General features: G+C 34.2%; 23 protein-coding genes and 1 pseudogene. 16 read left to right on the top strand and 8 right to left on the bottom strand.

The annotated features are described in order from the left end of the window. Positions 1 to 200: 200 nt before the first annotated feature. Positions 201 to 2,918 (top strand): sodium:solute symporter family transporter, encoded by a 2,718-nt coding sequence (locus I862_RS00935; RefSeq protein WP_158499235.1) that lies wholly within the window; start codon positions 201 to 203, stop codon positions 2,916 to 2,918. Positions 2,919 to 3,121: 203 nt separating this feature from the next. On the opposite strand, the gene I862_RS00930 is transcribed toward I862_RS00935, so the two are convergent. From I862_RS00930 to I862_RS00920, 3 genes are read right to left on the bottom strand one after another with little or no spacing between them, the layout of a single operon-like run. Continuing rightward, positions 3,122 to 3,949 (bottom strand): BPL-N domain-containing protein, encoded by an 828-nt coding sequence (locus I862_RS00930; protein WP_084173748.1) that lies wholly within the window; start codon positions 3,947 to 3,949, stop codon positions 3,122 to 3,124. After that, positions 3,939 to 4,796 (bottom strand): Rossmann-fold NAD(P)-binding domain-containing protein, encoded by an 858-nt coding sequence (locus tag I862_RS00925; RefSeq protein ID WP_038537882.1) that lies wholly within the window; start codon positions 4,794 to 4,796, stop codon positions 3,939 to 3,941. The genes I862_RS00930 and I862_RS00925 overlap by 11 nt, the downstream gene beginning before the upstream one ends. Positions 4,797 to 4,817: 21 nt before the next feature. Next, the gene (locus tag I862_RS00920; protein WP_038537878.1) at positions 4,818 to 5,237 is read right to left on the bottom strand and encodes a GNAT family N-acetyltransferase; all 420 of its coding nucleotides are present in this window, start codon (positions 5,235 to 5,237) and stop codon (positions 4,818 to 4,820) included. 147 nt (positions 5,238 to 5,384) lie between these two features. Between I862_RS00920 and dxs the strand changes: the two genes are divergently transcribed. From dxs to I862_RS00875, 9 genes and pseudogenes are all read left to right on the top strand, one after another. Continuing rightward, a complete protein-coding gene (dxs, locus tag I862_RS00915) occupies positions 5,385 to 7,307 on the top strand; it encodes a 1-deoxy-D-xylulose-5-phosphate synthase (protein WP_038537875.1) in 1,923 nt (640 codons plus the stop codon). After that, positions 7,297 to 8,115, top strand: a complete 819-nt coding sequence (gene cysQ / locus I862_RS00910) for a 3'(2'),5'-bisphosphate nucleotidase CysQ (RefSeq protein ID WP_052646280.1) — start codon at positions 7,297 to 7,299, stop codon at positions 8,113 to 8,115. Before dxs ends, cysQ begins: the two co-directional genes overlap by 11 nt. A gap of 104 nt (positions 8,116 to 8,219) precedes the next feature. Beyond that, positions 8,220 to 8,723, top strand: a complete 504-nt coding sequence (locus I862_RS00905; protein WP_038537873.1) for a ribosome maturation factor RimP — start codon at positions 8,220 to 8,222, stop codon at positions 8,721 to 8,723. 18 nt (positions 8,724 to 8,741) lie between these two features. Continuing rightward, entirely contained in the window at positions 8,742 to 10,307 is a 1,566-nt protein-coding gene (gene nusA / locus I862_RS00900; RefSeq protein ID WP_038537869.1) for a transcription termination factor NusA, read from the top strand. Between the two features lie 22 nt (positions 10,308 to 10,329). Further along, complete coding sequence (locus I862_RS08345) at positions 10,330 to 10,674, top strand: hypothetical protein (protein ID WP_038537866.1); 345 nt, start codon at positions 10,330 to 10,332, stop codon at positions 10,672 to 10,674. A 629-nt stretch (positions 10,675 to 11,303) separates the two neighbouring features. After that, positions 11,304 to 13,058, top strand: a pseudogene (infB, locus tag I862_RS00890) (translation initiation factor IF-2); the annotation flags it as partial. Then, entirely contained in the window at positions 13,058 to 13,429 is a 372-nt protein-coding gene (gene rbfA, locus I862_RS00885) for a 30S ribosome-binding factor RbfA (protein ID WP_038537863.1), read from the top strand. The pseudogene infB and the gene rbfA, both read left to right, overlap by 1 nt. A 69-nt stretch (positions 13,430 to 13,498) precedes the next feature. Next, a complete protein-coding gene (locus I862_RS00880) occupies positions 13,499 to 13,936 on the top strand; it encodes a Dps family protein (protein WP_038537860.1) in 438 nt (145 codons plus the stop codon). 250 nt (positions 13,937 to 14,186) lie between these two features. After that, on the top strand, positions 14,187 to 15,119 hold the full coding sequence (locus I862_RS00875) for a patatin-like phospholipase family protein (RefSeq protein WP_038540951.1): 933 nt from the start codon (positions 14,187 to 14,189) through the stop codon (positions 15,117 to 15,119). A gap of 876 nt (positions 15,120 to 15,995) precedes the next feature. Here I862_RS00875 and I862_RS00870 read toward each other — a convergent pair. Both I862_RS00870 and I862_RS00865 read right to left on the bottom strand, forming a co-directional pair. Next, positions 15,996 to 16,352, bottom strand: a complete 357-nt coding sequence (locus I862_RS00870) for a hypothetical protein (protein WP_038537857.1) — start codon at positions 16,350 to 16,352, stop codon at positions 15,996 to 15,998. Position 16,353: 1 nt separating this feature from the next. Beyond that, entirely contained in the window at positions 16,354 to 16,707 is a 354-nt protein-coding gene (locus I862_RS00865) for a hypothetical protein (RefSeq protein WP_148299457.1), read from the bottom strand. A gap of 194 nt (positions 16,708 to 16,901) precedes the next feature. Here I862_RS00865 and I862_RS00860 point away from each other — a divergent pair, with 194 nt between their 5' ends. Then, positions 16,902 to 17,123 carry a DUF378 domain-containing protein gene (locus tag I862_RS00860; protein ID WP_038537851.1) on the top strand — a complete coding sequence of 74 codons (222 nt, stop codon included), beginning with the start codon at positions 16,902 to 16,904 and terminating at the stop codon, positions 17,121 to 17,123. 118 nt (positions 17,124 to 17,241) lie between these two features. Further along, positions 17,242 to 17,820: a hypothetical protein gene (locus I862_RS00855; protein WP_038537848.1), complete on the top strand. Its 579-nt coding sequence runs from the start codon at positions 17,242 to 17,244 to the stop codon at positions 17,818 to 17,820. A gap of 299 nt (positions 17,821 to 18,119) precedes the next feature. Here the strand turns inward: I862_RS00855 and I862_RS00850 are convergent, their stop codons facing one another. Continuing rightward, entirely contained in the window at positions 18,120 to 19,151 is a 1,032-nt protein-coding gene (locus I862_RS00850; RefSeq protein WP_038537844.1) for an ankyrin repeat domain-containing protein, read from the bottom strand. A gap of 399 nt (positions 19,152 to 19,550) precedes the next feature. On the opposite strand from I862_RS00850, the gene I862_RS00845 reads away from it, so the two are divergent. Then, positions 19,551 to 19,799 (top strand): hypothetical protein, encoded by a 249-nt coding sequence (locus I862_RS00845; RefSeq protein WP_038537841.1) that lies wholly within the window; start codon positions 19,551 to 19,553, stop codon positions 19,797 to 19,799. A gap of 76 nt (positions 19,800 to 19,875) precedes the next feature. Here the strand turns inward: I862_RS00845 and I862_RS00840 are convergent, their stop codons facing one another. Next, positions 19,876 to 20,562: a hypothetical protein gene (locus I862_RS00840; RefSeq protein ID WP_038537838.1), complete on the bottom strand. Its 687-nt coding sequence runs from the start codon at positions 20,560 to 20,562 to the stop codon at positions 19,876 to 19,878. Between the two features lie 203 nt (positions 20,563 to 20,765). Here I862_RS00840 and I862_RS00835 point away from each other — a divergent pair, with 203 nt between their 5' ends. The 3 genes from I862_RS00835 (at position 20,766) to I862_RS00825 (ending at position 23,769) form a co-directional block, all read left to right on the top strand. Next, a complete protein-coding gene (locus I862_RS00835) occupies positions 20,766 to 21,899 on the top strand; it encodes a GDP-mannose 4,6-dehydratase (protein ID WP_084173747.1) in 1,134 nt (377 codons plus the stop codon). A 74-nt stretch (positions 21,900 to 21,973) separates the two neighbouring features. Then, entirely contained in the window at positions 21,974 to 22,537 is a 564-nt protein-coding gene (gene petA / locus I862_RS00830; protein ID WP_052646278.1) for a ubiquinol-cytochrome c reductase iron-sulfur subunit, read from the top strand. A gap of 8 nt (positions 22,538 to 22,545) precedes the next feature. Beyond that, a complete protein-coding gene (locus I862_RS00825) occupies positions 22,546 to 23,769 on the top strand; it encodes a cytochrome b (RefSeq protein ID WP_038537835.1) in 1,224 nt (407 codons plus the stop codon). 53 nt (positions 23,770 to 23,822) lie between these two features. Here the strand turns inward: I862_RS00825 and I862_RS00820 are convergent, their stop codons facing one another. Continuing rightward, positions 23,823 to 25,283, bottom strand: coding sequence for a hypothetical protein (locus I862_RS00820; protein WP_038537831.1), 1,461 nt, complete (start codon positions 25,281 to 25,283; stop codon positions 23,823 to 23,825). Between the last annotated feature and the right edge of the window lie 67 nt (positions 25,284 to 25,350).

The following is a 25,350-nucleotide window of genomic DNA, read 5'->3' as shown; positions in this document are numbered from 1 at the left end:
TATTATATTAAGTTTCAATACCTTATTCTTTTACTTAAAAAATACTAAATATAATTAAATTATAAGAATGTTGCATAATTTTTAACATATGGTTATGTATTTGTAAAATTTTGGTAAGGGTTATTGAGATATAGGTAATTCTCCGATTAATTTACACCTATAACATGATCAATTGATTAAATTATTCAGAGTACATGGTAATGGAAAGTATTATTAAATTTTTTGATCCGGATAAAGCTATAGTATTAGCTTTTTTAACAATCACCTTAATAGTAGGGATTATTGCCGGCAGAGATATTAAGAATATAAAAGATTATGCAATAGCTAATAAGTCATATAGTACTCCCGTCCTTGCACTTACTCTGCTTGCAACCATGATTGGGGGAGGAACTACAACCGGTGACACTGCCCAATTCTTTCAAGACGGCTTGGTATATCTTATCCCAAGCCTTGCTATTCCGATTGCGATATTTCTAGCTGCTAAGTATATAGCGCCTAAATTTGATAATCGTTTTGATGGTATGATTTCGGTTTCGGATATAATTAAATATTTTTACGGAGTAAAAGCAGAGGTGTTTTCAGGTCTTGTCGGATATGCCGTTTGCTTAGGAGTACTTGGAGTGCAGTTTACTGCTTTAGGCTCTTTAATGGCTTCTTTTTTAAGTATTAACTATTCAACTGCAATTTATATAGCTTGCAGTTTAATAGTCTGCTACTCTACGTTCGGGGGGATAAAATCGGTTACTATGACTGATGTGTTGCAGTTTGCCATACTAATAGTCGTTATCCCGTTAGTTGCAAGCGTTGCGATAACTGAAGTAGGAGGGCTAGCTAAAGTTTTTTCTAACCCAGATCTTACCTATCATTTTCATATTCTTTCTCACCCGAAATTTGATGAGTATATTGCATTATTTCTTTTTATGGTTATCCCGCTTATAATTTTTCAGCCGCATTTAATTCAAAGATATTTAATGGCGCAAAACCATAATCAACTAAGTAGGATAACATATATATACTCTTTCCTTTCTTTTGCTTTAATATTTATAGTAGTATGCATGGCTTTTTCCGCGCTAAAATTATTTCCAAATATTGAGCCGAAAACTGTAATCCCAACCATTATAGATAATTTATTGCCTCCGTTTATGAAAGGAGTTGCAATTTCAGGAATGATTGCAGTTATTATGTCGACTGCAGATTCTTCCCTTAACTCAGCAGGCATACTGATAGCACACAATGTTTTTCCTGAAAAATGTTTTAATACGGAAATCGGAAAATTGAATTTAATGAAGGTATCAACTTTAATTACCGGCGCGTTAGGGATATTTATATCTTTACAAAATTATAATATTGTAAGTTTACTTGTAATTACCAGTTTATTGCTGGTATCCTCAATAGGGATCCCTTTGCTTTTCGGCTTACTTAAGTTTAAAGTAAGTAAAGAATCATTTTGGGTATGTAACTTAGTTTCTATAATATCATTTCTTGCCGCTGAGATAGTTGGTATTCCAAATTTTTCGATCCCGATCATTATTGCTCTTTTGGGATTTATCGGCTTTATTTCAACGCATATTATACAAAACCGTTGTATTGCTTTTGTTGATCCTAAAGTGCCCAATAAAAAGAAAAATATTAAATTTAACAATATTCCGTTAATTAAAATAATTAGTAAATACTTACCTACCCCGAAAAATATATATCAATACTCTAACGATAAAGTTAAAAGATATGGGGCTAACTATCTAATGTTCGGGATATTTTGTTGTATTAACTATGTGGTGCCTTACTTTATGTGGACATATCAGGAGCCTACGCATTACCTAATTATGCTTGGATTAAGGATATTTGCAGGAATGCTGTGCGTTGGTTTATTGATGAAAGATTATTGGCCTGAAAAGTTAAAACATTACTTTCCCTTATATTGGCATTTTACACTCATGTATTGTTTGCCGTTTGTTACAACCGTAATGCTAATTATATTAGAAGCGCACTATGAGTGGTTAATTAATTTAACTTTATCAATAATGCTGCTTACAATGCTTGTAGATTGGTTAAGTTTTATTTTGATCTCACTGGTCGGTATGCTTTTCGGATTTTTATTTTATGAATTGGTTATTGGTGATGCTATTCTCCCGGCTGATTTTGAAACTATATATTTATCTATATATGTTTATCTGTTTGCAAGTTTAATCGGTATTTTGTTTGCGCGCCCGAAGGAACTTAACTCCGAAGAAAGACTTGAGGCTATGCAATTATTCGGAGGTGCAATTGCTCATGAGGTTAAGACTCCGCTTGCAACAATCAATATGGGAGCTCAATATATCTCACTTCTTGCTCAAAAAGTAATTGATAAAAAACAGGCTATATCAAGCATAGCTGAAAAAGATAATACTTTAAAAACTTTGCAGGAAACTTGTATATTATTGAAGAAAGCAAGTATAGAGGGAATAAGCACGGTAGATAGATTGTTAACTTCCTTAAAAGCTATGGTAATTGCTCAAGATAAAGATGAATATTCAATAAAAGAATGCTTAGAAGAAACTATAAAGGATTTTATGGTTTCAACTGAATCTTTAGGAAAAGTGAATATAAATATTGAAAATGATATTATATTTTACGGATCAAAGCATTATATAAAACATGTATTATATAATTTATTCAGCAATGCATTAAAGCATGGCGGCAGTAATGTAGAAATAGATATTTGGTCAGAAGGTCATAAGTTATATTTTAAAGATTATGGAAAAGGGATTAGTAAGGAAGACCTCCCGCACATTTTTGAAAGGTTTTACACTAAGAGTAGCAAAGGCACCGGTATAGGTCTATCCTTTTGTAAAATGGTAATGGAAGAAATGGGGGGAGCTTTAGAGTGTAGATCAGAGTTGGGTAAGTATACTGAGTTTATACTTAAGTTTGGGTAGAATTAATTGATTAATCATAAAAGTAGATTTATGCATTTTTATAATACTTTGTTGCGCTGGGCTATATACAACACTTTGTGATATTATATTATCCATAACCTTAAAATTATTAGAGGATTTTATGCTAAAGGCTAATAGGTTATTAGCTATATCATGCTTATAAGGTAACAATAAAGTATATGCGAAGTATTTCTGGCATAATTTTAATCATAATTTATACCAAGCTTTTTAAGTATTTCTATTGTTAGAAGGCTGCGTGAGGTGTTATGATACTCTAAAGCCGGCAAAATATCTTTTAAATATGGATCATTTGCATCCAATAAAGAGGGAGTATATTCAAAGTGTGCGCCTGATAATACAATGTTTCCTTTCTCATAAGTAATATATATTATCGAGGGCAAATTATTTTCATAATATCCGATGGCTGTAACATTAGGATACTTGTTTACATCGGCGAAGTATCCGCCTCCGTTGTAGTAAGTAACTGTTTCTTTAACATTATCTAAGGTAATATGTAGTTTAGAGGCTCGGGAACCGCTGTTATTTTTGTAGCTGTACTTAGCTAAAACAGATCCTATTGATTTGCCCGGGAAAAATGCAAGTTCTCGATATCCTACTACTTCCAATTCACCTCCTTGATCAAATTCTACATAGGCTGAAGCATAATAAGCACCGGCACAAATACCTAAATATGAACCTCCGTTGCTAACATAATTTTTAATATTTCTATTACCCTTACCGTTTAATTTTTTAACATAAGGTAGGTCAGCTCCACCCGGCATTACGAATAACGCTGCATTTTTAGCCCATTGGCCAAATTTTACTTCCTTTGCATTGATTTTATTTACAATATAGCTTGAAGGTAAAATAGTTTTTAAGGTAGAGATGGTATGTAATAATGATTCGTCGCTAACACCTTCATCTTGATATATATAAACAATATTTTTCTCTTGAGCGCCAAATGCTAAAGATACAAACCGAGAAATAGTTATTACAATAACTATTAAAATATAATAAAATTTAGCTTTCATGAATCTCTTTGAATATAGCTTGTAACCCTTCTTTAAAAGTAGGGTATCTTAAATTAATACCTAAACCTTGTTTAACTTTATTATTGCTTACACGCTTACTTTCCAGATAAAATGATTGTGCTATTTCCGATAACTCAGCTTCCTTAAAAGCAATCGGTTTTGGAGGAGTTAAGTTTAAAAGCTTATAAGCATATTCGGTAACTTCATTCTGCGCGCACGGATAATCATCGGATAAGTTATAAATTTCCTTTGTAGCTGAGAAAGTAATTGCTTTTGCCACAATTTGAGCAATATCATTCACATGAATTCTGGAAAAAAATTGATTAGGTTTAATAATAACTTGAGCTCTACCTGATAAAATCTTTTCAAACTCGCTTCTATTAACTCCGTAAATTGCGGAAAGCCTAAATATATTGACAGCTGCTAATTCGGTAAGACTTTGCCATTGTGATTCAGCTTTAAGCCTTAAAAGCGATCGGAAGTTCTCAGTTTTTGTTAAACTCTGTTCATCTACCCATTCACCTTGATAATCCCCGTAAACTCCGGTTGTTGAAAAGTAACCTATCCATTTCAGGTTAGGTAACTTTTTAATTTGATGTAAAAATCGGTTGTATATTATATCACCATCTTCTTTAGGCGGTATGGAAAGAAGTATATGAGTAACTGATTTGGGTATAATGATAAGATCATCAAAATCAATTATTTCAATTATCGGCTTATCGGGAACGTTGGCCGGATTGCGTTTTGTGCCCGAATATTTCCAACTTTCAGGTTCTAATGAATTTAGCTCTCTTATAACTTCAAGAGCAGTATAACCAAGCCCAAAACAAAACAAGTGATTTTTCATAAGTCCATTCCCCCTAAAAATTCATAACTCTTTTCTCATAAAGTGGCAATCATAGCCCTCTACCAACCGCTTTACTGTACCAATGCATTCATAACCTATTTTCTCATAAAAAGGCCGTGCCTGAAAATCAAAAGTATCAAGTAGAATATACTTCGAACCCTTTAACTTTGCAAACTTATCCAGTTCGTTAAAAAGTTTTGTCCCGAGCTTTTGACTTCGATGTTCTTCATCAACCCACGCCCACGCAACTTTTGCATACCTTCCCAAATTCCCCGAGATACCTCCGATCACTTTCCCTACCTTATTTTGAGCGTATATAACAAAGCTATCTCCCCCCACCACTCCGTTAAAATAGGCAGAGCTATAAGATCTAACTCCTTGCTTAAGTATTTCTGTAATTTCAGAATTTTCAGAGTCCTGCACAATTAATTTATATTCCATAAATCTTCTCTCTGGTTTAACTGATAATGCCTACTTTATATATACCCTATATAAAACAAGCAAAAAAATATTCCATCTATTTGTTTATTTCTTTGATAAAATTAATCTTTTTCATTATACTTGGGAACAAAAATATGAAGTTCCGGCATGGTCAAACAACATCCATATAAAATCTTAGATAGTGTTAACTACCCTTCCGATTTAAAAAACTTAAATATTGAAGAATTAAAACAGCTCTCTGAAGAGTTAAGAGAAGAAATCATATCTACCATATCTAAAACGGGCGGACACTTGGGCGCCGGTTTAGGAGTCGCCGAACTTACGGTTGCGCTACATTATGTTTTTAATACTCCGAAAGATTTGCTGGTCTGGGATATCGGGCATCAGGCATATCCGCATAAAGTATTAACCGGCAGGAAAGATAAATTACATACCATAAGACAACCCGGAGGTATTTCAGGGTTTTTAAAACGCTCTGAAAGTGAATATGACGTATTCGGGGCAGGGCATAGCTCCACTTCTATCTCGGCTGCTTTAGGCCTTGCTATTGCAAGAGATATAAATGAAAGCGACCATGATGTGATTGCGGTAATCGGAGATGGTTCAATTAGTGCAGGAATGGCTTATGAAGCGATGAATAATGCAGGGCACCTAAAGAAAAAAATGGTTGTGATATTAAATGACAATAAAATGTCAATTGCACCTGCAGTCGGCGCAATGAGCCAATATTTATGCAGGCTTATGTCATCGAAGCCTTATTTAAGCGTAAGAAGCCTAGCGAAAAACTTTTTAAACCATATGCCTTCCCCTATAGAAAATTTTGCTAAGAAAGCTAAAAAATATGCTAAGGATTTTACTACAGGCGGAAACTTCTTTGAAGAAATGGGGTTTCACTATGTAGGCCCGGTTGACGGGCATGACCTTGATCAACTGGTTCCTATTTTGGAAAATATAAAAGAAGCGGAAGGGATTTCAAGCCCAATACTTCTTCATGTTATAACTAAAAAAGGGAAGGGGTTCGGTTCACCGGAAGAGTGCTTGGAAGGATTCCATGCGGTATCCAAGTTTGATTTAGATACTAAAATTCAGATCAAGTCAAAAAGTATCAGGCCTACCTATACTAAAGTGTTTGCCGAAAGTTTAACTAAAATTGCCGAATATGATGAAAGTGTGGTCGGTATCACGGCGGCAATGCCTTCAGGTACGGGACTAAATATATTTGCAGAACGATTCCCGGATAGAATGTTTGATGTCGGGATTGCAGAGCAACATGCGGTAACTTTTGCAGCAGGTTTAGCACTTGATAAGGTTAAGCCATTTGTTGCTATTTATTCAACATTTTTGCAAAGAGCATTTGATCAAGTAGTACATGACGTTGCTATTCAATCGATACCGGTAAGATTTGCAATTGATCGAGCTGGCTTAGTGGGATCAGACGGCTCTACGCATGCAGGTTCGTTTGATATAGCATATCTGGCAATGTTACCGAACTTTGTAGTTATAGCACCAAGCGATGAGCTTGAATTAATGCGCGCCATACAAACTTGCTATATGATTAATGATAGGCCGTCAGCTTTCAGGTTTCCAAGGGGAGAAGCCGCATTTGCAGAGATACCGGCCAAGATTGAGCCGTTTACCATCGGTAAGGGTAGAGTGGTAAGAGAAGGCAAGAGAGTAGCCGTCCTTTCGCTTGGTACCAGGCTTGAGGAAGCTTTAAAAGCTGCTCACGAAATTGAAAAACAATTTAATATTAAAATTACTGTAGCTGATGCAAGATTTGCTAAACCTATTGATGAGCAGCTAATCTTAAATCTTGCCGAAAATCATGAGGTGCTGATTACACTGGAGGAAGGAGCGATAGGTGGGTTCGGTTCCCATGTAATGCAATTTTTATCACAGGAAGGTCTACTTGATTCCAATAATCTGAAATTCAGAGCAATGTTCTTACCTGATCGATTTATCGATCATAATAATGTGGATGTTATGTATGAAGAAGCGGGGCTTAATGCTTCTAAAATTATTAAAGAAGTAACAAAACTATTAGATATGAAACTGAAAAATGCTGCTTAAACAAAATCAAATAGAAAAGCTTATTATTTTAGTTAAAGAGGCCGGAGAGCAGGCGAGGAGATATTATGATTTTTCCAATATCAATGTGCAGTATAAGCCCGATAAATCTCCTGTAACAATTGCAGATCAGGAATTAAGCGATTTAATCACTGCTCAACTTAAGCAAATGTTTCCTCATATACCGATTATTTCCGAAGAAGCGGATCAGGAACATAATATGGATATATTAAAAGAAAACGATACTTACTGGTTAATTGACCCTATTGACGGCACAAAATCTTTTATTAGAAAAAAGGGCGACTTTACAATCAATATCGCTTTAATTAAAAATAAAACCTCTGAATTTGGTATTATTTACCAACCCTTAAAACAAGCCCTATATTATACAAGCGCTGATAAAAAAGCTTATAAGGAATACAACGGCATTACTACTCAAATAAAAGTTAACCAAAATATAAAAAACGATAAAGCTCTAAATATTGTAGTTCCGACCAGGCACTTAGGTGAAGATGCTTTGAATTTTATCGCTTCTCTGAATGTTACATCGTCAGAACAGGTTTCAAGCTCTTTTAAGTTTTGTTTAGTCGCAGAAGGAATATATGATATGTATTCAAATTTTTCACGCATAAACACTTGGGACATAGCCGCCGGGCATGCTATTTTGACTTGCGCAGGAGGTTTAATTTTCGATAGAAAGGGTAATATACTAACTTACAATAAAAATTCTTTAAGATGCCCGAATTTCGTGGCTTTTAGCTCTCATATTGGAGAAGATTACATTAGGCAAAAATTAGCAGAGTTATTATAATTTCATTGATGATAACAATTCTTGACAATCGCTCTGATTTAGTGTTTATATACCACAAAAGGTGGGGTTTTCCCGCCTTTTGTTTTAATTAATTTTTAAAAGACATGGCAATTTACCAAACACAGGCGGAAAGTAAGATTTTTGAGATTATTAATGAATCAGTTAGGGCTTTAGGCTTTGATATAGTCAGAATTAAAAATCTCCAAGCAGGGAGAAGCAAGACCTTGCAAATCATGATTGATAGAATGGATAATGAGAATATTGCTATTGAAGATTGTGAACAAGTTAGCAGACATATATCCGCACTGCTTGATGTTGAGGATATAATCGATGAAAGATATACCCTAGAAGTTAGCTCTCCCGGTTTAAATAGACCGTTAACTCGTTTAAAGGATTTTGAAAATAATATAGGCAATATAATTAAGTTAACTATATTCGAAGCAGTAGACGGAAGAAGAAGATTTGTCGGTAAAATTAATGAAGTCAACGAAGAAAATATTGTAATTTTGCCGAAAGATGCAAATGAAATAATAAATTTAAATTTTAATAATATTGAAGAAGCTTTCTTGCAATATTTTGATTCTAATATAAACTCTAACACGAAATAAACGAGGTTTTAAGCTAAGATGAGCGAGAGAAGTTTTGGAAGTACTGAAATCTTACAAATCGCAGATGCTGTTGCAAGAGAAAAATCCATACATAGAGATTTAATTCTTGAAGCATTAGAAGAAGCTGTGAGAATTGCAGCAAGAAGAAAGTATGGTCATGAACATTCCGTTCGTGCTGAAATTGATCGTAAAACCGGTGAGATTAGGCTTTATAGAGAAATGTTGGTCGTTGACAACGTTGAAGATGAATTGGGTGATGAAGTTGATGAATATATTAGAAGCTTAAACAAAATTGCGCTCTCTGATGCAAAAAATAAAAGTGAAGATGCCGAAGTCGGCGATATAATCTCAGAACCGCTTCCTCCTATTGACCTAGGAAGAGTTGCTGCCCAATCCGCCAAGCAGGTAATTACCAATAAAGTTAGAGAAATTGAGAAGAATAAACAATATGATGAGTTTAAAAACAGAGTCGGCGAGATTATAAGTGGAGTAATTGAAAAAGTAGAATACGGAAATATTTTAATCAAAATCGGTTCGGCAGAAGCTTTAATTAAAAAAGAAAATCTGCTTAAAAATGATAAAGTGAAGCAAGGTGATAGAATTAGGGCATTAGTGCTTGAAGTTAATAAAGATAGCAAAGGACCGCAAATTGTTCTTACAAGAACTCATAACGATTTCCTTTCTAAATTATTTACTCAAGAAGTTCCTGAAATTTATGATAGAATTATTGAGATTAAAGCAGTGGCGAGAGACCCGGGCTTAAGATCTAAGATAGCAGTGTATTCCTCGGATTCCTCAATAGATGCCGTTGGTTCATGCGTAGGCGTCAGAGGTTCAAGAGTTCAAGCGGTAATATCCGAGCTGGGCGGCGAGAAGATTGATATTATTCCTTGGAGTTCGGATTATGCGACACTAGTCGTTAATGCGCTTGCTCCGGCCGGAGTCACTAAAGTTATTATTGATGAGGATAAGAAAAGAATTGAGGCTGTCGTTCCTGATGAGCAATTAAGTATTGCAATCGGTAAGCGTGGGCAGAACGTAAGGCTTGCTTCCCAGATAGTGGGCTGGAACTTGGATGTAATTACTGAAGATTTAGAATCCAAGAGAAGAACCGAAGAATTTAATGCAATTACTGCTAAATTTATGGCTGCTCTTGATTTGGAAGAAATTTTAGCGCAACTTCTTGCGTCAGAAGGATTTTCCTCGATTCAAGACATTGCTGATGCGGAAATTAAAGATTTAGCTAATATTGAAGGACTTGATGAAGGTATTGCCGAAGAGTTGATTTCCAGAGCCGGGCAATATGCTTTAGTTCATGAGGATGCTTCGCAATTAATTACTCCACAGGCGGAAGAGCTAAGTAAAGTTGATCCTGAAATTCTAAAGCTGGAAGGTATAACTAATGATTTTGCTATAAAATTATATAAGAGCAATATTAAAAAATTAAATGATTTAGCGGACTTATCTCATGATGAGTTGGTAGAGCTATGTCCGAAAAGCGGGCTTAGCAATAAAGAAATTGACAATATAATTATGGCTGCAAGAAAGGTTGCGTATTTCGAACCTGAGGCAGCTCAAAAATAAATTCTCGGCGAGGTAGTATTTAATGAGTGATAATAAAGACCAATCTACAGGCAAAAAAACTTTAACACTAAAGTCAGGTACTTTGGGTCTTAGTAATGCCGGAGGTAAGCTTGGTGTATCCGGGGGGGTACAGATAAAAAACAGGCCTGCTCAGCAACCGGTTACTCATTCAAAAGGTACTGTTGTAGTTGTTACTAAAGCAAGAGGTTCAACTAAGGCTTCTCCTAAACAAAAAGTCAGTAACTACGGAATCGATGAGCTGGACGGGCTAACTTTAGAAGAAAGAGAAAGAAGAGTTGAAGTTTTACGCAAAGCTGAAATAGATAAAAAAATAGAACAAGAAAGGCTTAAAGAAGAAGAAAAATAACGCTTAGAGCAACAAGAGCTTATCAGTAAAGCTAAAAAGAAGGCTGAAGAGGCCGCAGCAATAAAGCCCGGAAAGAGAAAGAAGAAGAAAAAGTAGTAGTTGTAGAACCTAAACCTGAACCGGTAGTGGAAAAAGTAGAAGAAAACATAAGCCCTGAAGAGCAAAAAAGAATTGCACAAGAAAAACAGAGGCATGAAGAAGAAGCTAAGAAAAGAAGTAATGAGCTAAAGGCTATACTTCTTACTAAAGGTAAAGTTAAAAATTTAAATACCATTGGTGCAAGTTTAAAACCTAAAGAAGAAAAACAACCTGAAACCGAAGTTAAAAAAGATATTGTCGGTGTAGCGGATAAAGAGACCAAACCTACGGACACTAATATTAAGCCCGGGGTTATAATCGCTAAGAAGAAAACCAAAGCTGAAATTGAGGAAGAAGAAAAATTCACTGCTCCGGTTAAAAAAGCAGAGCCGGATAAGAGAGTTAATAAAAAACTCTCTGTTGCGCAAGTTATGATGATGGATCAGGAAGACGGAACTTTCAGAAGAAACAAAAGTTCCTCACCGTTTAAAAGATCTAAAGATAAATTTAAGCGAAATTTTGATACTCCGAAAGATAAGGAAAAAGTTTTCCGTGAAGTTATTTTACCTGATGTAATCAGTGTTCAAGAGCTTGCAAACCGTATGTCGGAAAAAGCTGCAGATGTTATAAAAGCATTAATGAAAATGGGAATGATGGTTACCCTAAATCAATCAATTGATGCGGATACTGCTGAACTTATTGCCACAGAATTCGGTCATAAAGTTAAAAGAGTAACTGCTGAAGATATTGAAAAATCATTGCTTAGTGAAATTGAAGATTCTCCTGAAAGCTTAAAAACCAGACCACCAGTTGTTACGGTAATGGGGCACGTTGATCACGGTAAAACCTCATTGCTTGATGCTCTAAGATCTACCGATGTAGTCGGCGGCGAAGCAGGGGGTATTACTCAACATATCGGGGCATATCAAGTTAAACTTGAAAGCGGTCATTATATAACTTTCTTAGATACTCCAGGGCATGAAGCATTTACCGCAATGCGTTCCAGGGGTGCTAAAGCGACTGACATAGTAGTTCTGGTTGTTGCGGCTGATGACGGGATAATGCAGCAGACAGTTGAAGCAATTAACCATGCAAAAGCAGCTGAAGTTCCTATAATTGTTGCAATTAACAAAATTGATAAACCGGATGCAGATGCTAATAGAGTTAAAAATGAACTCTTAATCCATGGACTTGTTCCTGAAGATATGGGCGGTGATACCATTGTTGTTGAAGTTTCTGCTAAAAAAAGGATTAACCTTGATAAACTTGAAGAGTCAATATTGCTACAAGCTGAGGTGATGGACTTAAAAGCTAATCCTAATAGGCTTGCCAAAGGAGTAGTAATTGAAGCTCAAGTAGATAAAGGGCGAGGGGTTGCAACAACTCTTTTAGTTCAAAACGGAACACTAAGAAACGGTGATTTTATTGTTGCCGGAACAGCATATGGTAAAGTTAAAGCTCTAAATAATGATAAAAGGCAGAGAACTACTGAAGCAGGGCCTTCAGCACCTGTAGAAGTTCTCGGATTAAATGAAGCTCCGATTGCCGGGGATGAATTTATCATAACGGCTAATGAAAAATTATCGAAAGAAATTGCTGAGTTTAGAATCAATAAAGAAAAAGAAAGAGCCTTAATAAGTTCCAGAAAAACTTCTTTAGAGCAGTTATTCTTAAGAGCTAAGAACTCCCACTTTAAAGAATTTAATATTATTATTAAAGCGGATGTACAGGGTTCCGTCGAAGCTATTTCTAATAGTTTAATGAAGCTTTCTACTGAAGAAATTCAAGTTAAAATGCTGCATATGGGTGTTGGTGGAATTACGGAATCTGACATTACTCTTGCTAATGCATCCGAAGCATTTATCGTCGGGTTTAACGTAAGAGCTAATAGTCTTGCTCGTGATCTTGCCAGAAAATACGGGGTGGAAATTAGATATTACTCGGTTATTTATAATCTGGTTGATGATGTTAAAGCAGCTATGTCTGGTATGCTTTCACCGACTATTAAAGAGCATATTCTAGGGTATGTTGATATTAAAGAAGTATTCGATTTAAGCAAATTCGGCAAAGTAGCCGGATGCTATGTAACGGAAGGTACGATTAAAAAGCAGGCTAATGCAAGGCTCATTCGTGATAACGTAGTAATTTTTGACGGTAAACTTAAAGCCTTAAAACGCTTTAAAGATGATGTTAAAGAAGTTAGAACAGGCTTTGAGTGCGGTATCACGTTTGAAAACTATGAAGATATTAAGCCGGGTGACAAAGTTGAAGCTTATGAGCTTATTGAAGAGGCAAGAACTTTATAATGACAAAAATTTATTCTAAACCTCCGTCGAGCAGGCAATTACAAATCGGCCAAGAAATAAGGAGCGCATTATCCGAATATTTTATAAAGGGTGAATATTATCACCCACTATTAGAAAGTGTTATGATTACTATTACGGAAGTAAGGATTAGCCCTGACTTAAAACATGCTACCGCTTTTATACTTATTTCCAACTTTGAAGATAAGACGTTAGTTTTAAAATTTTTAAAAGAAGCTGCTCCTGAAATTCGTAAAGCAATGTCAGGAAAATTAAAATTAAGATTTTCTCCCGAGCTCAGGTTTGCACTTGATGAAACGCAAGAAAAGGCAGCTAAAATTGAATCTCTTTTTAGTGCGCTAAATAAAAAATAGTAGTCTTTTTATTGCTTAAGAGCTAGACTTAAATATAAGAGGTAATAGTAGTTAAAAGGGGAGTTAACTATGACTAAGGTTATTAACCAATTGAAAGTTATTCTAGCTGATACTTATTCACTTTATTTAAAAACTCAAAACTATCATTGGAACGTCGTTGGTGAGCATTTTAACTCTTTACATAAAATGCTTGAAGAGCAATATGAGCAGTTAGCAGAAATGGTCGATGAAACTGCGGAAAAAATCAGAATGTTAGGAGATAAAGCTCCGGGAACTTTTAGTGAATTCAGTGCACTTAGTAGTACAAAAAACCCAAATTCGGAGTATCCGTGGAGAAAAATGGTAGAAGACCTCTTAAATGATCATAAAACCATGTGTATTAATATTGAAAAATTGATAAAAGTTTGCGAAGATGAGCAGGATTATACTACAAATGATATGCTTACTCAAAGGCTGGGATTCCATCAAAAGATTTGTTGGATGCTAAAGTCTTTAATTGCAGGTTAAATAGATATACTAAGTTAAGTTTTTTAATACATATTAAAATCTTAAGAAACTTGTTCTAGCCGCATTATATATCGCGTGCTTGTATAAAAGATTATGCCCTTCATACATAAACTTTATTTAATAAGATATTTCAGTCTCACTATATATATTCCAACTTAATGCACTATAAATAACTTATAAAAATTTATTTAATCTTAGCTGGTTTGCTTGTATATCTATAGAAAGATGAGTTGAATATTTACAATTATTTATGAAGAAGTTTTTTAAGTGCTTTATTTTATTATTATTATTACTTCCTTCAGCTTGTACGCAAACAAAGCTTTTTGTTCAAGCACCTAAGGAGCCCCCTTATGCTCCGCCACTAAAAAATGTTAATATTGCACTAGTTTTAGGGGGAGGGGGATCTAAAGGGATTGCTCATCTTGGAGTATTAAAAGTTTTTGAAGAAAATAACATTCCTATAGATTTAATTGTCGGGTGTAGTGTAGGTAGTGCCGTTGGAGCTTTATATGCCGATAACCCTAACGCTGAAGAAATCAAAAATAAACTAATTAAGATTAAAAGAGAGGAATTATTGGATCCTTCAATCGGTGATTCCTTGCAGATGCTTGTTACCCTGAAAGGACCGATTAGAGGCTATCATTATCAAAAGTTTTTAGCAAAAAATCTTAATACAAAGAATATTGAATCTTTGAAAATTCCTTTTGTAGCAGTTACGACCGATATAGGCACCAATAATCTCTTTGCTATAAGAACAGGGCCTATTGTTCCTGCTGTGCATGCTTCATCAGCTATTCCGCCCTTATTTACCCCGGTAAGAATTTACGGCAGAACCTTAGTTGACGGCGGAGTCAAAGCGCCTGTACCGGTAAAAGTTGCTAAGCAATATGGGCCTAAAATTATAATTGCCATTGATATCAGTGCGCCGCCGCCGAAAGATGAATTAGGTAATATGCTGGATTTAACTTACAGAGCATTTTGGATATTTTATTATGAGCTCTCAAGGCTGCAAGCCAAGAAGGCTGATATAGAGATACATCCGAATATGGATGGTTACGGCACTTTTGATGACGGCAGCAAAAATGAGGAGCTTTATCAAGCGGGCATAGATGCGGCAAATGAATCAATAGGTGATATTAAACGTAAATTAGAAGAGCTTGGTATACCGCTTAAGAGTAAATAAATTTATTTGTATAATGCACTTTCAATACTCAATTATAACATATCATTTACTGAGAGTTGATTGCCGAATTCAATTTTTGCATTTTTTTTATTTTCATGTGCTACACGTCTAAAGCCAAATAAAGTGTCAGAGTTAGAATAGATTTCAATATTTAATAGCATATAATGCTCTGTATTTTTAGAATAAATAAAAAACTGTTTTTCAGGTTCACCTCACAGGATTTTTGTTGAATACACGGCTCTACTGAGGTAAAAATGTACTTTTCCACTTTGAGGGTATGTACACGCAACAATAATCTTATTTTTATAATTAAAAATAAGGCAGGCACACAACCAGCAGTTTTGATTCCTAAAAGGATATTGGGCAATTTATTCACTAAAGCATCAGCTTTTAAATATTATTTTTTATCATTTACAATAACCATAGAAACAGAATGAGCTTGGTTCAACGTTTTTAATTTATCATATTCAAAGCTTAAAACGTTACATATGACTCCGCGGTTTTTAATTATATTCATAGTGATTGATATGGTAAATTAAGTTGAATATCTAACGTGTTTATTCAAATACAATAAATTAAGTTTAATATGACTATATAGCCTACAACTGAAAAATCAGATAATAAGAATGGTAAGAAGCACACGCCTACCCGCCATTTATGGCACGTGCGCTGTATAAATGACATAGTCAATTATACGCAAACTTAGTTTAATTTTTTGTAGTTCAACTATGCTCCATGTATTTAGGATATTCAACTTAATACACTATATATAAAACTACTAACACCAGCATTCTTGTAAAAAAAACATGGGCTAATTTCTCTTGCTTAGCTAAATTAGGAGTTATAAATCTCCAATAATAAAAACCCCAATTTTTCCTATTTTTCAATAACCATAGTACTTACACACCTTTTCTTTTGATATATAGTATTTAAAATTGTTAGTTTATCATTAATTTCCTTAGATTTATTCTCATTAAACATTTTTTGACCACTAAGAACACCGGGGATATAAGAAATAGGATTAACAGCATCCACTATACCTGGTTCTCTACCTTTATAAGCGCTATTTAACTTTGAATCCAAAGATAATATTTCTGCTTTAAGTTCATTGCAATTCATGCTTTCATATTTTTTTTGAAGCTTATCAAACAGAGCAGGGTCACTGCTTGCATTATTAGTGCATCCTTGTATAAGAACTAAAGCAATTAATGAGATTGATATATTTTTAAGCATACTAATCAATTTGTTGGCCAGTTGCCATGCCCCTGGTTATTCTATAATTTTTTACTATTCCATTATTATTAAAAATTACAACCAAAGATTTACCTTCAGATGACCCACCGCCCATGCCTAATACTTCTACTTTTGAACCTCTGGTCCATCCATAAAAAAATACTTTACCATCATCAGTTATTTTAGAAGGCTCACCAAACATTATAATTACATCTTCTCTTGAAGTTTTACCGATTTCAATATTAGAGGCTTCCTTCTCACTAATTTCACGACCATGAGAAATTGATTTAAAACCGCAACCACTTAAAGATATGCTTAAAGCGAGCATTGACGCACATATAAGTTTACTTTTCATTTTTAATATTTATAGATTATTTTCACAAAAAATAATCTACTTTTTAGTAAAGTCAAGTTCACTTTATATAATATTACCTAACCCTTAATATTAAATTAGCAATGTTTAACAAAAAATTAATAATAAAGTGATTTTTATTTAATTATAATAGTTAGATAATAACTTGATATTTTATTAAACAAAGGAGCAATACTATGAGAGATACAAATAATTGGATGGAACTGGCGGCCTTTATACTAACAATTATAGGAGCAGTTAATTGGGGGCTGATAGGCACCGCTAATTTTGACTTAGTAAAATTTATTTTTGGTGAACTCACTTTAATGAGCAGAATTATCTACTCATTAGTTGGTGCTTCCGGTATTTATCTTATTGCAACAAATTTATACACCATTTTTACTGTTAAAGGAGAGTAAAAGATTACCAGTAACAAAGTTTTTTGTTAAAGTTGTGTTAAATTAGAGTTTTCATAATATTTTTGTAATAAATATAGTATATAATAAGATATATAACTAAGATTAACGGAATGCAAATATGATTAACAACGCAATTAATTTTTTAGCAAGCTCTTTCTTAAAAACTTCTGATATTTTAGATACTTTGTCTAATAAATTAGCACAATATTCCAGTAGTATAACTCCTACAAGTTTAACCGATGAATATTGGAACTCTCTTGAATCAATAACGCAATGGAATAAGCCTGCTGGAGCATCATTTTTATACTATACATCTTGCGTGACTCGTTCTTATCATTTAGAAAATGAACAACTTTTAAAGTATTATAATTTAGTAGAAATTACTAATAATGAAACTGAAGCTATGCAGCTTCTCTTTAGAAGTGAATATGAAGATAGTATTTCTTATACTTTTGATAAAATTATACAACTTCCTGCTCACTTATTAACCTTAGGATCAGTTGTTGCAGGTTATTCCAGCTACATCCCTTATACAATAGGTAAAGGTTTGGAATACAGCATTTCAGCTACAGAATCTTTAAATACTTTAGTTAACGGTACAGAACCAGCATATGAAGAAACTTCTTTAATTCCTGAAATGAACTTTTCTTATGATTCGGCAGCAATAGCAGCTACCTTAGCAATCAGTATGCTTTAATTCTTATACCGGATTGGTTTATTTTATAGTGATTATAGAAAGTTTCATGTTATAGTTTAAATCCTTGACAAGGTTGTGCTAGGGCAGCTTTAATAAAAAATAGAGTTGCCCTTTTTTTTAAAGTCAGCAGAAAGTTGTATAAGATTTCTTTTTTATTGTTATTATTCTTTTTTCAAATCCGTAATTTATATATAGCTACAACCATATTTTCCATAATATATATTATCATGTTTTTACCTCAAATCATGAGGATTATATTATATAAAGATGTTGCTTATGCACTAATTAATAATTATTACTTACATTGTTATACATGATGAACTTTCTTTAGCTAAATCATTAATTCTTCTTTCCAACAATATCTTTGTCGTATGAGACCCTACTATACTAAGATAACTACTCTGCTTAAATCCTTTATTGTTTTGAATATCAACTTTTGCACCTTGATGCAATAATTCATTTGCCAGGTCATAGTATTGATTTTCTAAAGCAATATGCAAAGGGGTATTTCCTTCCTTATCTTGTAAATCATGGCTTTTTGTTTTCCAAATAAATAATCCTCCTTCAGTAGGGTACTCGGCTAGAAAAAGAGCCACATCAATATGTCCGTTTTTAAGTGCGGAATGCAATGGTGTATTCTTATTCCTATAATTTTGTAAATATAAATTAGCCCCGTTACTTATTAAATAGCTGCAAGTCTCTATGTCTCCCTTGCTGGCGGCATAATGCAACGGTGTATTACCATACCCGTCCTGAACATCAATATTAGCTCCGTTATTTATTAATGCTTGCATACGTTTTGAATCTCCATTTTCAACTACATAATGCAATGCAGCTAGGTTCTCATCGGATAATTCATCTAAAAAAGCACCTTCTTTAAACAAGCTATTCACCTGCTGCCAGTTACCTTCTTTTGCCGCATTAGCAAGTTGCTTACCTAACTCATGTCTGCGCTTTTGCTCTTCAATGTAGCTCTCCATAATTTTAGTTATGTCTCTAAGTAATTGCTCGGCACGCTCTCTATCCATATCCGGATCTTGCCATTGGTTTTCGCTCGGCGAGTAGTCGTCTGCTTTCTGTGCGCTTGTTTGATATGCCTTTTGTTTAGATCTATTTTTTTCGAGCAACAAATAAGCATCATATTCTGCACGCGATTCTCGGTTACTCAAAACTTCGTATGCAGCAGCAATTTTTTTAAATTTTTCTTCCGCAGCTTCCCTGTCCTCCGGGTTTTTATCAGGATGTGACTCACGAGCTGCTTTATAATAAGCTTTTCTTATCACTTCCTCTGTCGCATTATATTCAACTTTTAAAATATCATAATAATTCATAATTGTTCCTAACTAACTTCCATACTCACGGTAAGTATACTTGACAGCCATATTTTACAACTAAATTTGTATTAAATTGCCTGAACTATTGTTAACTGCATTATGGAAAAATTTCTTCTTTATTCATAAGTAAGCAATGTTCATCAATTTTATAAAGAGTATGTCATCTGAAATTATTAAAGATTGATATATCAACACAAAATGTCAGGTTATGGATTTCTAAATTTTAAATTTAGCTATACCTGTAAGTATCGGCTGCTTTGAAAGTGATTTATAATTATAAATTATAACTTTATGCGTAAGTTAAAAATTAATTTTATTTAATGTTACATCGGTAGCCTATTTGTGGTTTATTAACTATATGCTTTGAAGAGTTAAATACAACTAAAGGAGGCTGTTATGGCAGTTAATGAAAATAATAAGAATAAAAGCTCAGAGAATTTAAGTGCAGATGAAAAGAAAAAAATGCATGATAATTATGCGGCAATGGGTCATGAAGGTGGTAAAATCGGCGGTAATATTACTAAAGAAACTTACGGAAGTGAATTTTATCATGATATAGGCGAAAAAGGCGGTAATGCGCGTAAAGAGCAAATGGCTCATTCTTCTTCTTATACGAACAAAGAAGAAGATAAAGAGAATAAATAACTTTATATAATGTTTTATATAATTAAAGTTCACAATAAGGAGGGTAAAGTTTCAGGCTTTACCCTTTTTGTTTAGACTACTCATGCTTAATACTTTCCGATTCATTGAGAGTATAATATGCTCCGCCTTTACCGTCTAGCTGAAAACTAATTTTTACCTTAGCCCTCTGGCTACAGGCTTTAATATCCCACTCCTCACTCCACTTAGTTTTCTCATTATTAAACAAAATTACTTTTGAATTAAATACAACAAAAGTTTGTTCTACCTCTTCTTCGGTTTTACAAGATGGAAACAATTTACTTTTAATACTATGCACAGCAAGTAAAGTATCATTGGTTAATTGAAGAGAAGCATTGGTTTCTCCCATAATACCTGCAAACACCTTTGGTAAATCACCCCCGTTTGCAAAATAATATAGATTATATACCCTATCAAAACCACACCTCTTGACTCTATACCTATGCATCCAACTACCCTTAACCGGATGAAGCTTATTTTGATTAAATACAACATGCTCAAAAATGCCGATATCTCCTAAAGCGATAGAATATTTGTCTAAGCATTCTTCATTCAGCTTTGCAGTGCTTTCTACCGCATTATCATATAATCTCTTCGCAATTCCCTGATAATTATTCTCTAAATACAGCTCAAATTCTTTAGTAAGATAATCATACGTTGAGCATCCTAAAGCTATATGAGGCAATAAAACTGCTGTTAATATTATTATAAACTTGCTGAAGTTTAATTTAAGGAGTCCCAACATCTAACTAGTCTACAAAATACATAATTATTTAATCCTAACTAATAAACACCCTACCTGCAACAATATATGTACTCAGGAACACTATATTAAAAAAATTACTTTCCTTTTAACCATATGACTTCCTTCCTTCAAATTCTTACTACTTCACAATTGACATAAAGCTTATATCCTTTATTTTCATCATAAAAAATGTTGCTAACTAAATGGATAGTATAACAAAATTTTTAAAGAGTAAAAATTCCTCTATATCTGAAAACTCTACGCTAAAATCTTCTTTCTCAGGCACTGCTGCCGGAGTAGGAGCAATTCCGCTTGTCGGTGCAATAGATATAACTGCTAAATTGGATAATGTTATAGAAGATGTTATCGACCAATCTAAAATATTAGTTACCGGGTGCTCCGGTTTCATCGGGTTTCATGTTGCTAAATATCTTCTTGAGCAAGGTTTTTCAGTGGTCGGGATTGATAATATGAATAAATATTATTCCAAGCAGCTTAAGGAAAGCAGGACTAAACTATTGAAACAACATAAGAATTTTAAGTTTTACGAAGAAGACATCTGCAATTACAACTTCTTAACCAAATTAGCTAAAAAACATGAATTTAAGGATATTATTCATTTAGCGGCTCAGCCCGGTGTAAGATATTCGATTGAGAACCCTTTTGAGTATGAGAGAAGTAACGTGCAAGGGCACTTAAATATTCTTGAGCTTTGTCGCAATATAAAAAATTTTAATAAATTAGTTTATGCAAGCTCGAGCTCAGTTTACGGAAATAATAAGAAACTTCCCTTCTCTACTCATGATAGAACGGATGAGCCGATATCATTATATGCAGCAACCAAAAAAGCTAACGAACTAATGAGTTATACTTATGCTCACCTTTACGGAATCAATTCTATCGGTTTAAGATTCTTTACCGTATACGGTCCTTACGGCCGTCCTGATATGGCTCCATTCAAGTTTACCAAGAACATTTTTGAAGAAAAGCCCATTGATGTTTACAACATGGGAAACATGAAAAGAGATTTTACATACATAAACGATGTTGTTTACGGGGTTATGGGAGCACTTAAATCAAGTTTTATCGGGCATAAAGTATATAACTTAGGTAACAGCAAAGCTGAAGATTTAAAAGAATTTATCAGAGTCATTGAAGAATGCGTCGGAAAGAAAGCAATCATCAATTACCAACCTATGCAACCGGGGGATGTCGAAGAAACGTTTGCCGATATAAGTGAGGCTAAGCAGGATTTAGGCTTTATACCGGCAACTGATATATATACGGGGATACCTTTATTCGTTGATTGGTACAAAGAATATTATCTTGCCAAATAATATTTTTTTTATAAGCTAATTGACAGAAATCGTGCATTCCTTATACTTCAGTTTATTAATTTTTAATTAAGAAAATGACTGAGAATAAAGAAAATAACATATACTCCCATGATTCGGAAGAAACCAACGAAGACGGAACCACAAGGAGAGACTTTATCGTCCTCACTGCATCAGCGGTAGCATGCGCAGGTGCAGCAGCAGCGGCAATTCCTTTCGTAAAATCTTTAGCGCCGGATAAAGCAGTGCTTGCAGTAGGTAGCACGGAGGTTGATATATCGAAAATTAATGAAGGTGAGAGTGTTACCGTCATGTGGCGCGGGCAACCGGTATTTGTAAGACATAGGAGTCAAAAAGAAATCGACGAAGCTAAAATCGTGCCGATCTCGGATTTAAAGGATCCGCAGGAAGATTCCGAGCGCGTAAAGAAAGGTTATGAGAAATGGCTGGTTACAATCGGAGTATGTACTCATTTAGGGTGCGTTCCGCTTGGGTATAAAGGAGATTATCAAGGATGGTTTTGTCCTTGTCACGGCTCGGAATATGATACTTCGGGCAGAATAAGAAGAGGCCCTGCCCCAACTAATCTTGCTATTCCTCCATATGAATTTGTTAGCGATACTACTATAAAAATAGGATAATTATAAAAATGAAAGTTAAAGATAAAAAATCTATAGCTCAAAATGTGTTTGATTGGGTTGAATACCGCTTGCCGGTTTTCTCATTTATGAAACATAATGCCGAATACCAAACACCTAAAAATTTAAACTACGCATGGAACTTCGGTTCGCTTGCAGGCCTTGCGCTTGTGATACAAATTCTAACCGGCTTATTTTTAGCTATGCAATATACCCCGCATGTAAAAATGGCTTTTGATAGTGTTGAGCATATTATGCGTGATGTTAACTACGGGTGGTTAATTCGTTATATGCATGCGGTAGGGGCTTCAATGTTTTTTATCGTAGTTTATCTCCACATTGCCAGAAGCTTATTTTACGGTTCATATAAAGCACCACGGGAAATGGTTTGGTTCTTTGGGATTTTAATCTTCCTGCTTATGATGGCAACCGCGTTTATGGGATACGTATTACCCTGGGGGCAGATGAGCTTTTGGGGGGCGAAAGTAATCACCAGCTTATTCTCGGCGATTCCTTTTATCGGCGAAAGCATAGTTGTGTGGCTATGGGGCGGTTTCTCGGTTGATAATCCCACATTAAACAGGTTTTTTGCCCTGCACTTTTTATTGCCCTTTGTAATTGTCGGAGTAATTATAATCCATATTGTAGCTCTTCACATTCACGGCTCCAATAACCCGACGGGCGTAGAAGTTAAGTCTAAAAAAGATACTATTCCTTTTCATCCTTATTATACGGTAAAAGACTTTTTCGGTATCGGTGTTTTCTTTTTAGTCTTCTTTGCATTTTTATTTTTCGAGCCTAATAAGTTGGGTCACCCGGATAATTATATAGAAGCTAATCCGTTGGTTACGCCGCCTCATATTGTGCCTGAGTGGTATTTCCTGCCTTTCTATGCAATCCTACGTTCGATTCCCGATAAGTTACTCGGGGTGCTTGCTATGTTCGGTGCTATACTTGTGCTCTTCATTTTGCCGTGGTTGGATCGTTCCCCCGTAAAGAGCTCAAATTACAGGCCGATATTCAGAATTTTTACTTTTATATTTTGTATTAACTTTTTAATACTAGGCTATATCGGCGGTAACCCCCCGGAAGAGCCTTATATAACAATCGGACAAATTTCCACTGCCTGGTATTTCTTTCACTTCTTTGTTATATTACCTTTACTAAGTAAATTTGAAAGAACCCGAACATTACCTGAATCAATTGATGCTGCTTATAAGGTTAAAATTTTATAATATAGCTTTAAGTTGAACAAAGCGCATTTTTACGAATGATGCGCTTTTGTGTTTCAGCGCATCATCACGTTTGATTGTAAATCACTCACCCCTTCAGCTATATTTTCCAAGCTTTCGGATACTCTATCGGCGAACTTAGATACTCCTTTCATTGTATAGTTTTTTAATGATATACAGGTTTTATATGAAATATCGGCAAATATCTTTCTATCTTCTTCAGTTGAAGTTGCAATATATTTAATAAGAGACTCATCTTTAAAAACTAAACCTAAAATTAAGCTTAAAGAGCTAATTAATAAATGGAACCCACTTAGTAACAAATGCTGATTTAAGCTTAGATTTAAACAATTTTCTCTGCATAGATTGGCATAAATTAAGTTAGGCAACATCGCTGACAATACAGTAGATGTTGCATAACTAATTGGTTTATTGTTTGTTGCTTTTTCCAATATAAGGGTTATTATGTTAGGAATTACCGTTACCGTGCTAAGCATTCCATATATGCTAAGTTTATTTAAGTAAGATATTTTTCCATGATCTATTTCTCCCATGATAATTAATGTCTTACTTGTTGATATATTTGCTATCAGTGGCATAGCTAGTTGCTTACCTACTTTTTCAAATTTGGTATGATAAGTAAAATACATCATTCCCGCTACTCCGCACAGCATAGTAGTTTCCAGAGGTGAAAATGCCATCCCTAACCCCAGAGCCGCCACCGTTCCAAGCAGTAGAGGTATAACTTTTTTACAGGTTTTTACTCTCGCTTCATATATTTCTTGCCTAAGCGGCTCAATCAGCGCCTTATTTTTTTCAGATATAGGTTTTACATGAGAAGCAATTTCACAAAGTATTTCATTGGCCAAAGATGCTTTTGAAAAATACTCCAAACATATCGGCGAATTGTTAATTGCAGCTAATGCATTATATAGATTTAATTTATATATATATGAATGGTGATCACCTTTTTTATAAAGTGGTTTTATGCCCTCTTCCAGTAAGGATATTACCTTTTCTTTTTTATTATATTCAAGTGCTAAGTCAAGAAAAGCTCTTGGCCTAGTAAGAGGTTTTATACCTCTCTTCATTAAAAATAATGCTGTTTCCTTATTATTAAGTTTAAGGGCAAGGTCAAGAGAATTTCTTAGTATATGCTCATAATAAAGCTTAGTTTCTATAATAGCAGGCTTTACAAATATTTTGTTTTGCATAAAATATTTCAATATATCTTTACTATTATTAATTGCGGCCAGATAAAATAAAGTTCCGTTCGACCACCACAGTTCTATCTGCTTGCCTTTTCTTTTCAAAAATATGTCTTCAGCATTTTTATTAAATTTTTTAACACTATGTTTAGCATGGATTTCAAATTTTTGTTTATACTTTTCAAAACACGTGATAGTATTTTTGATATCCTCATTTAAAATATTATTAATTATTTCTTTTTCACATTTACAAATAAGATTATGGATTCTTATGTTAAATCCATTAATTAAAATTTTATTTGATTTCATCGTTATCAGTACACTATCATTTATGCATAACATTATAATATATAAATATGAAAATTATATTTCAATA

Source organism: endosymbiont of Acanthamoeba sp. UWC8 (assembly GCF_000730245.1).
Lineage (GTDB): Bacteria > Pseudomonadota > Alphaproteobacteria > Rickettsiales > Midichloriaceae > Jidaibacter.
The sequence above is the reverse complement of the archived record's forward strand: the minus strand, read 5'-3'. Positions and strand labels throughout refer to the sequence as shown.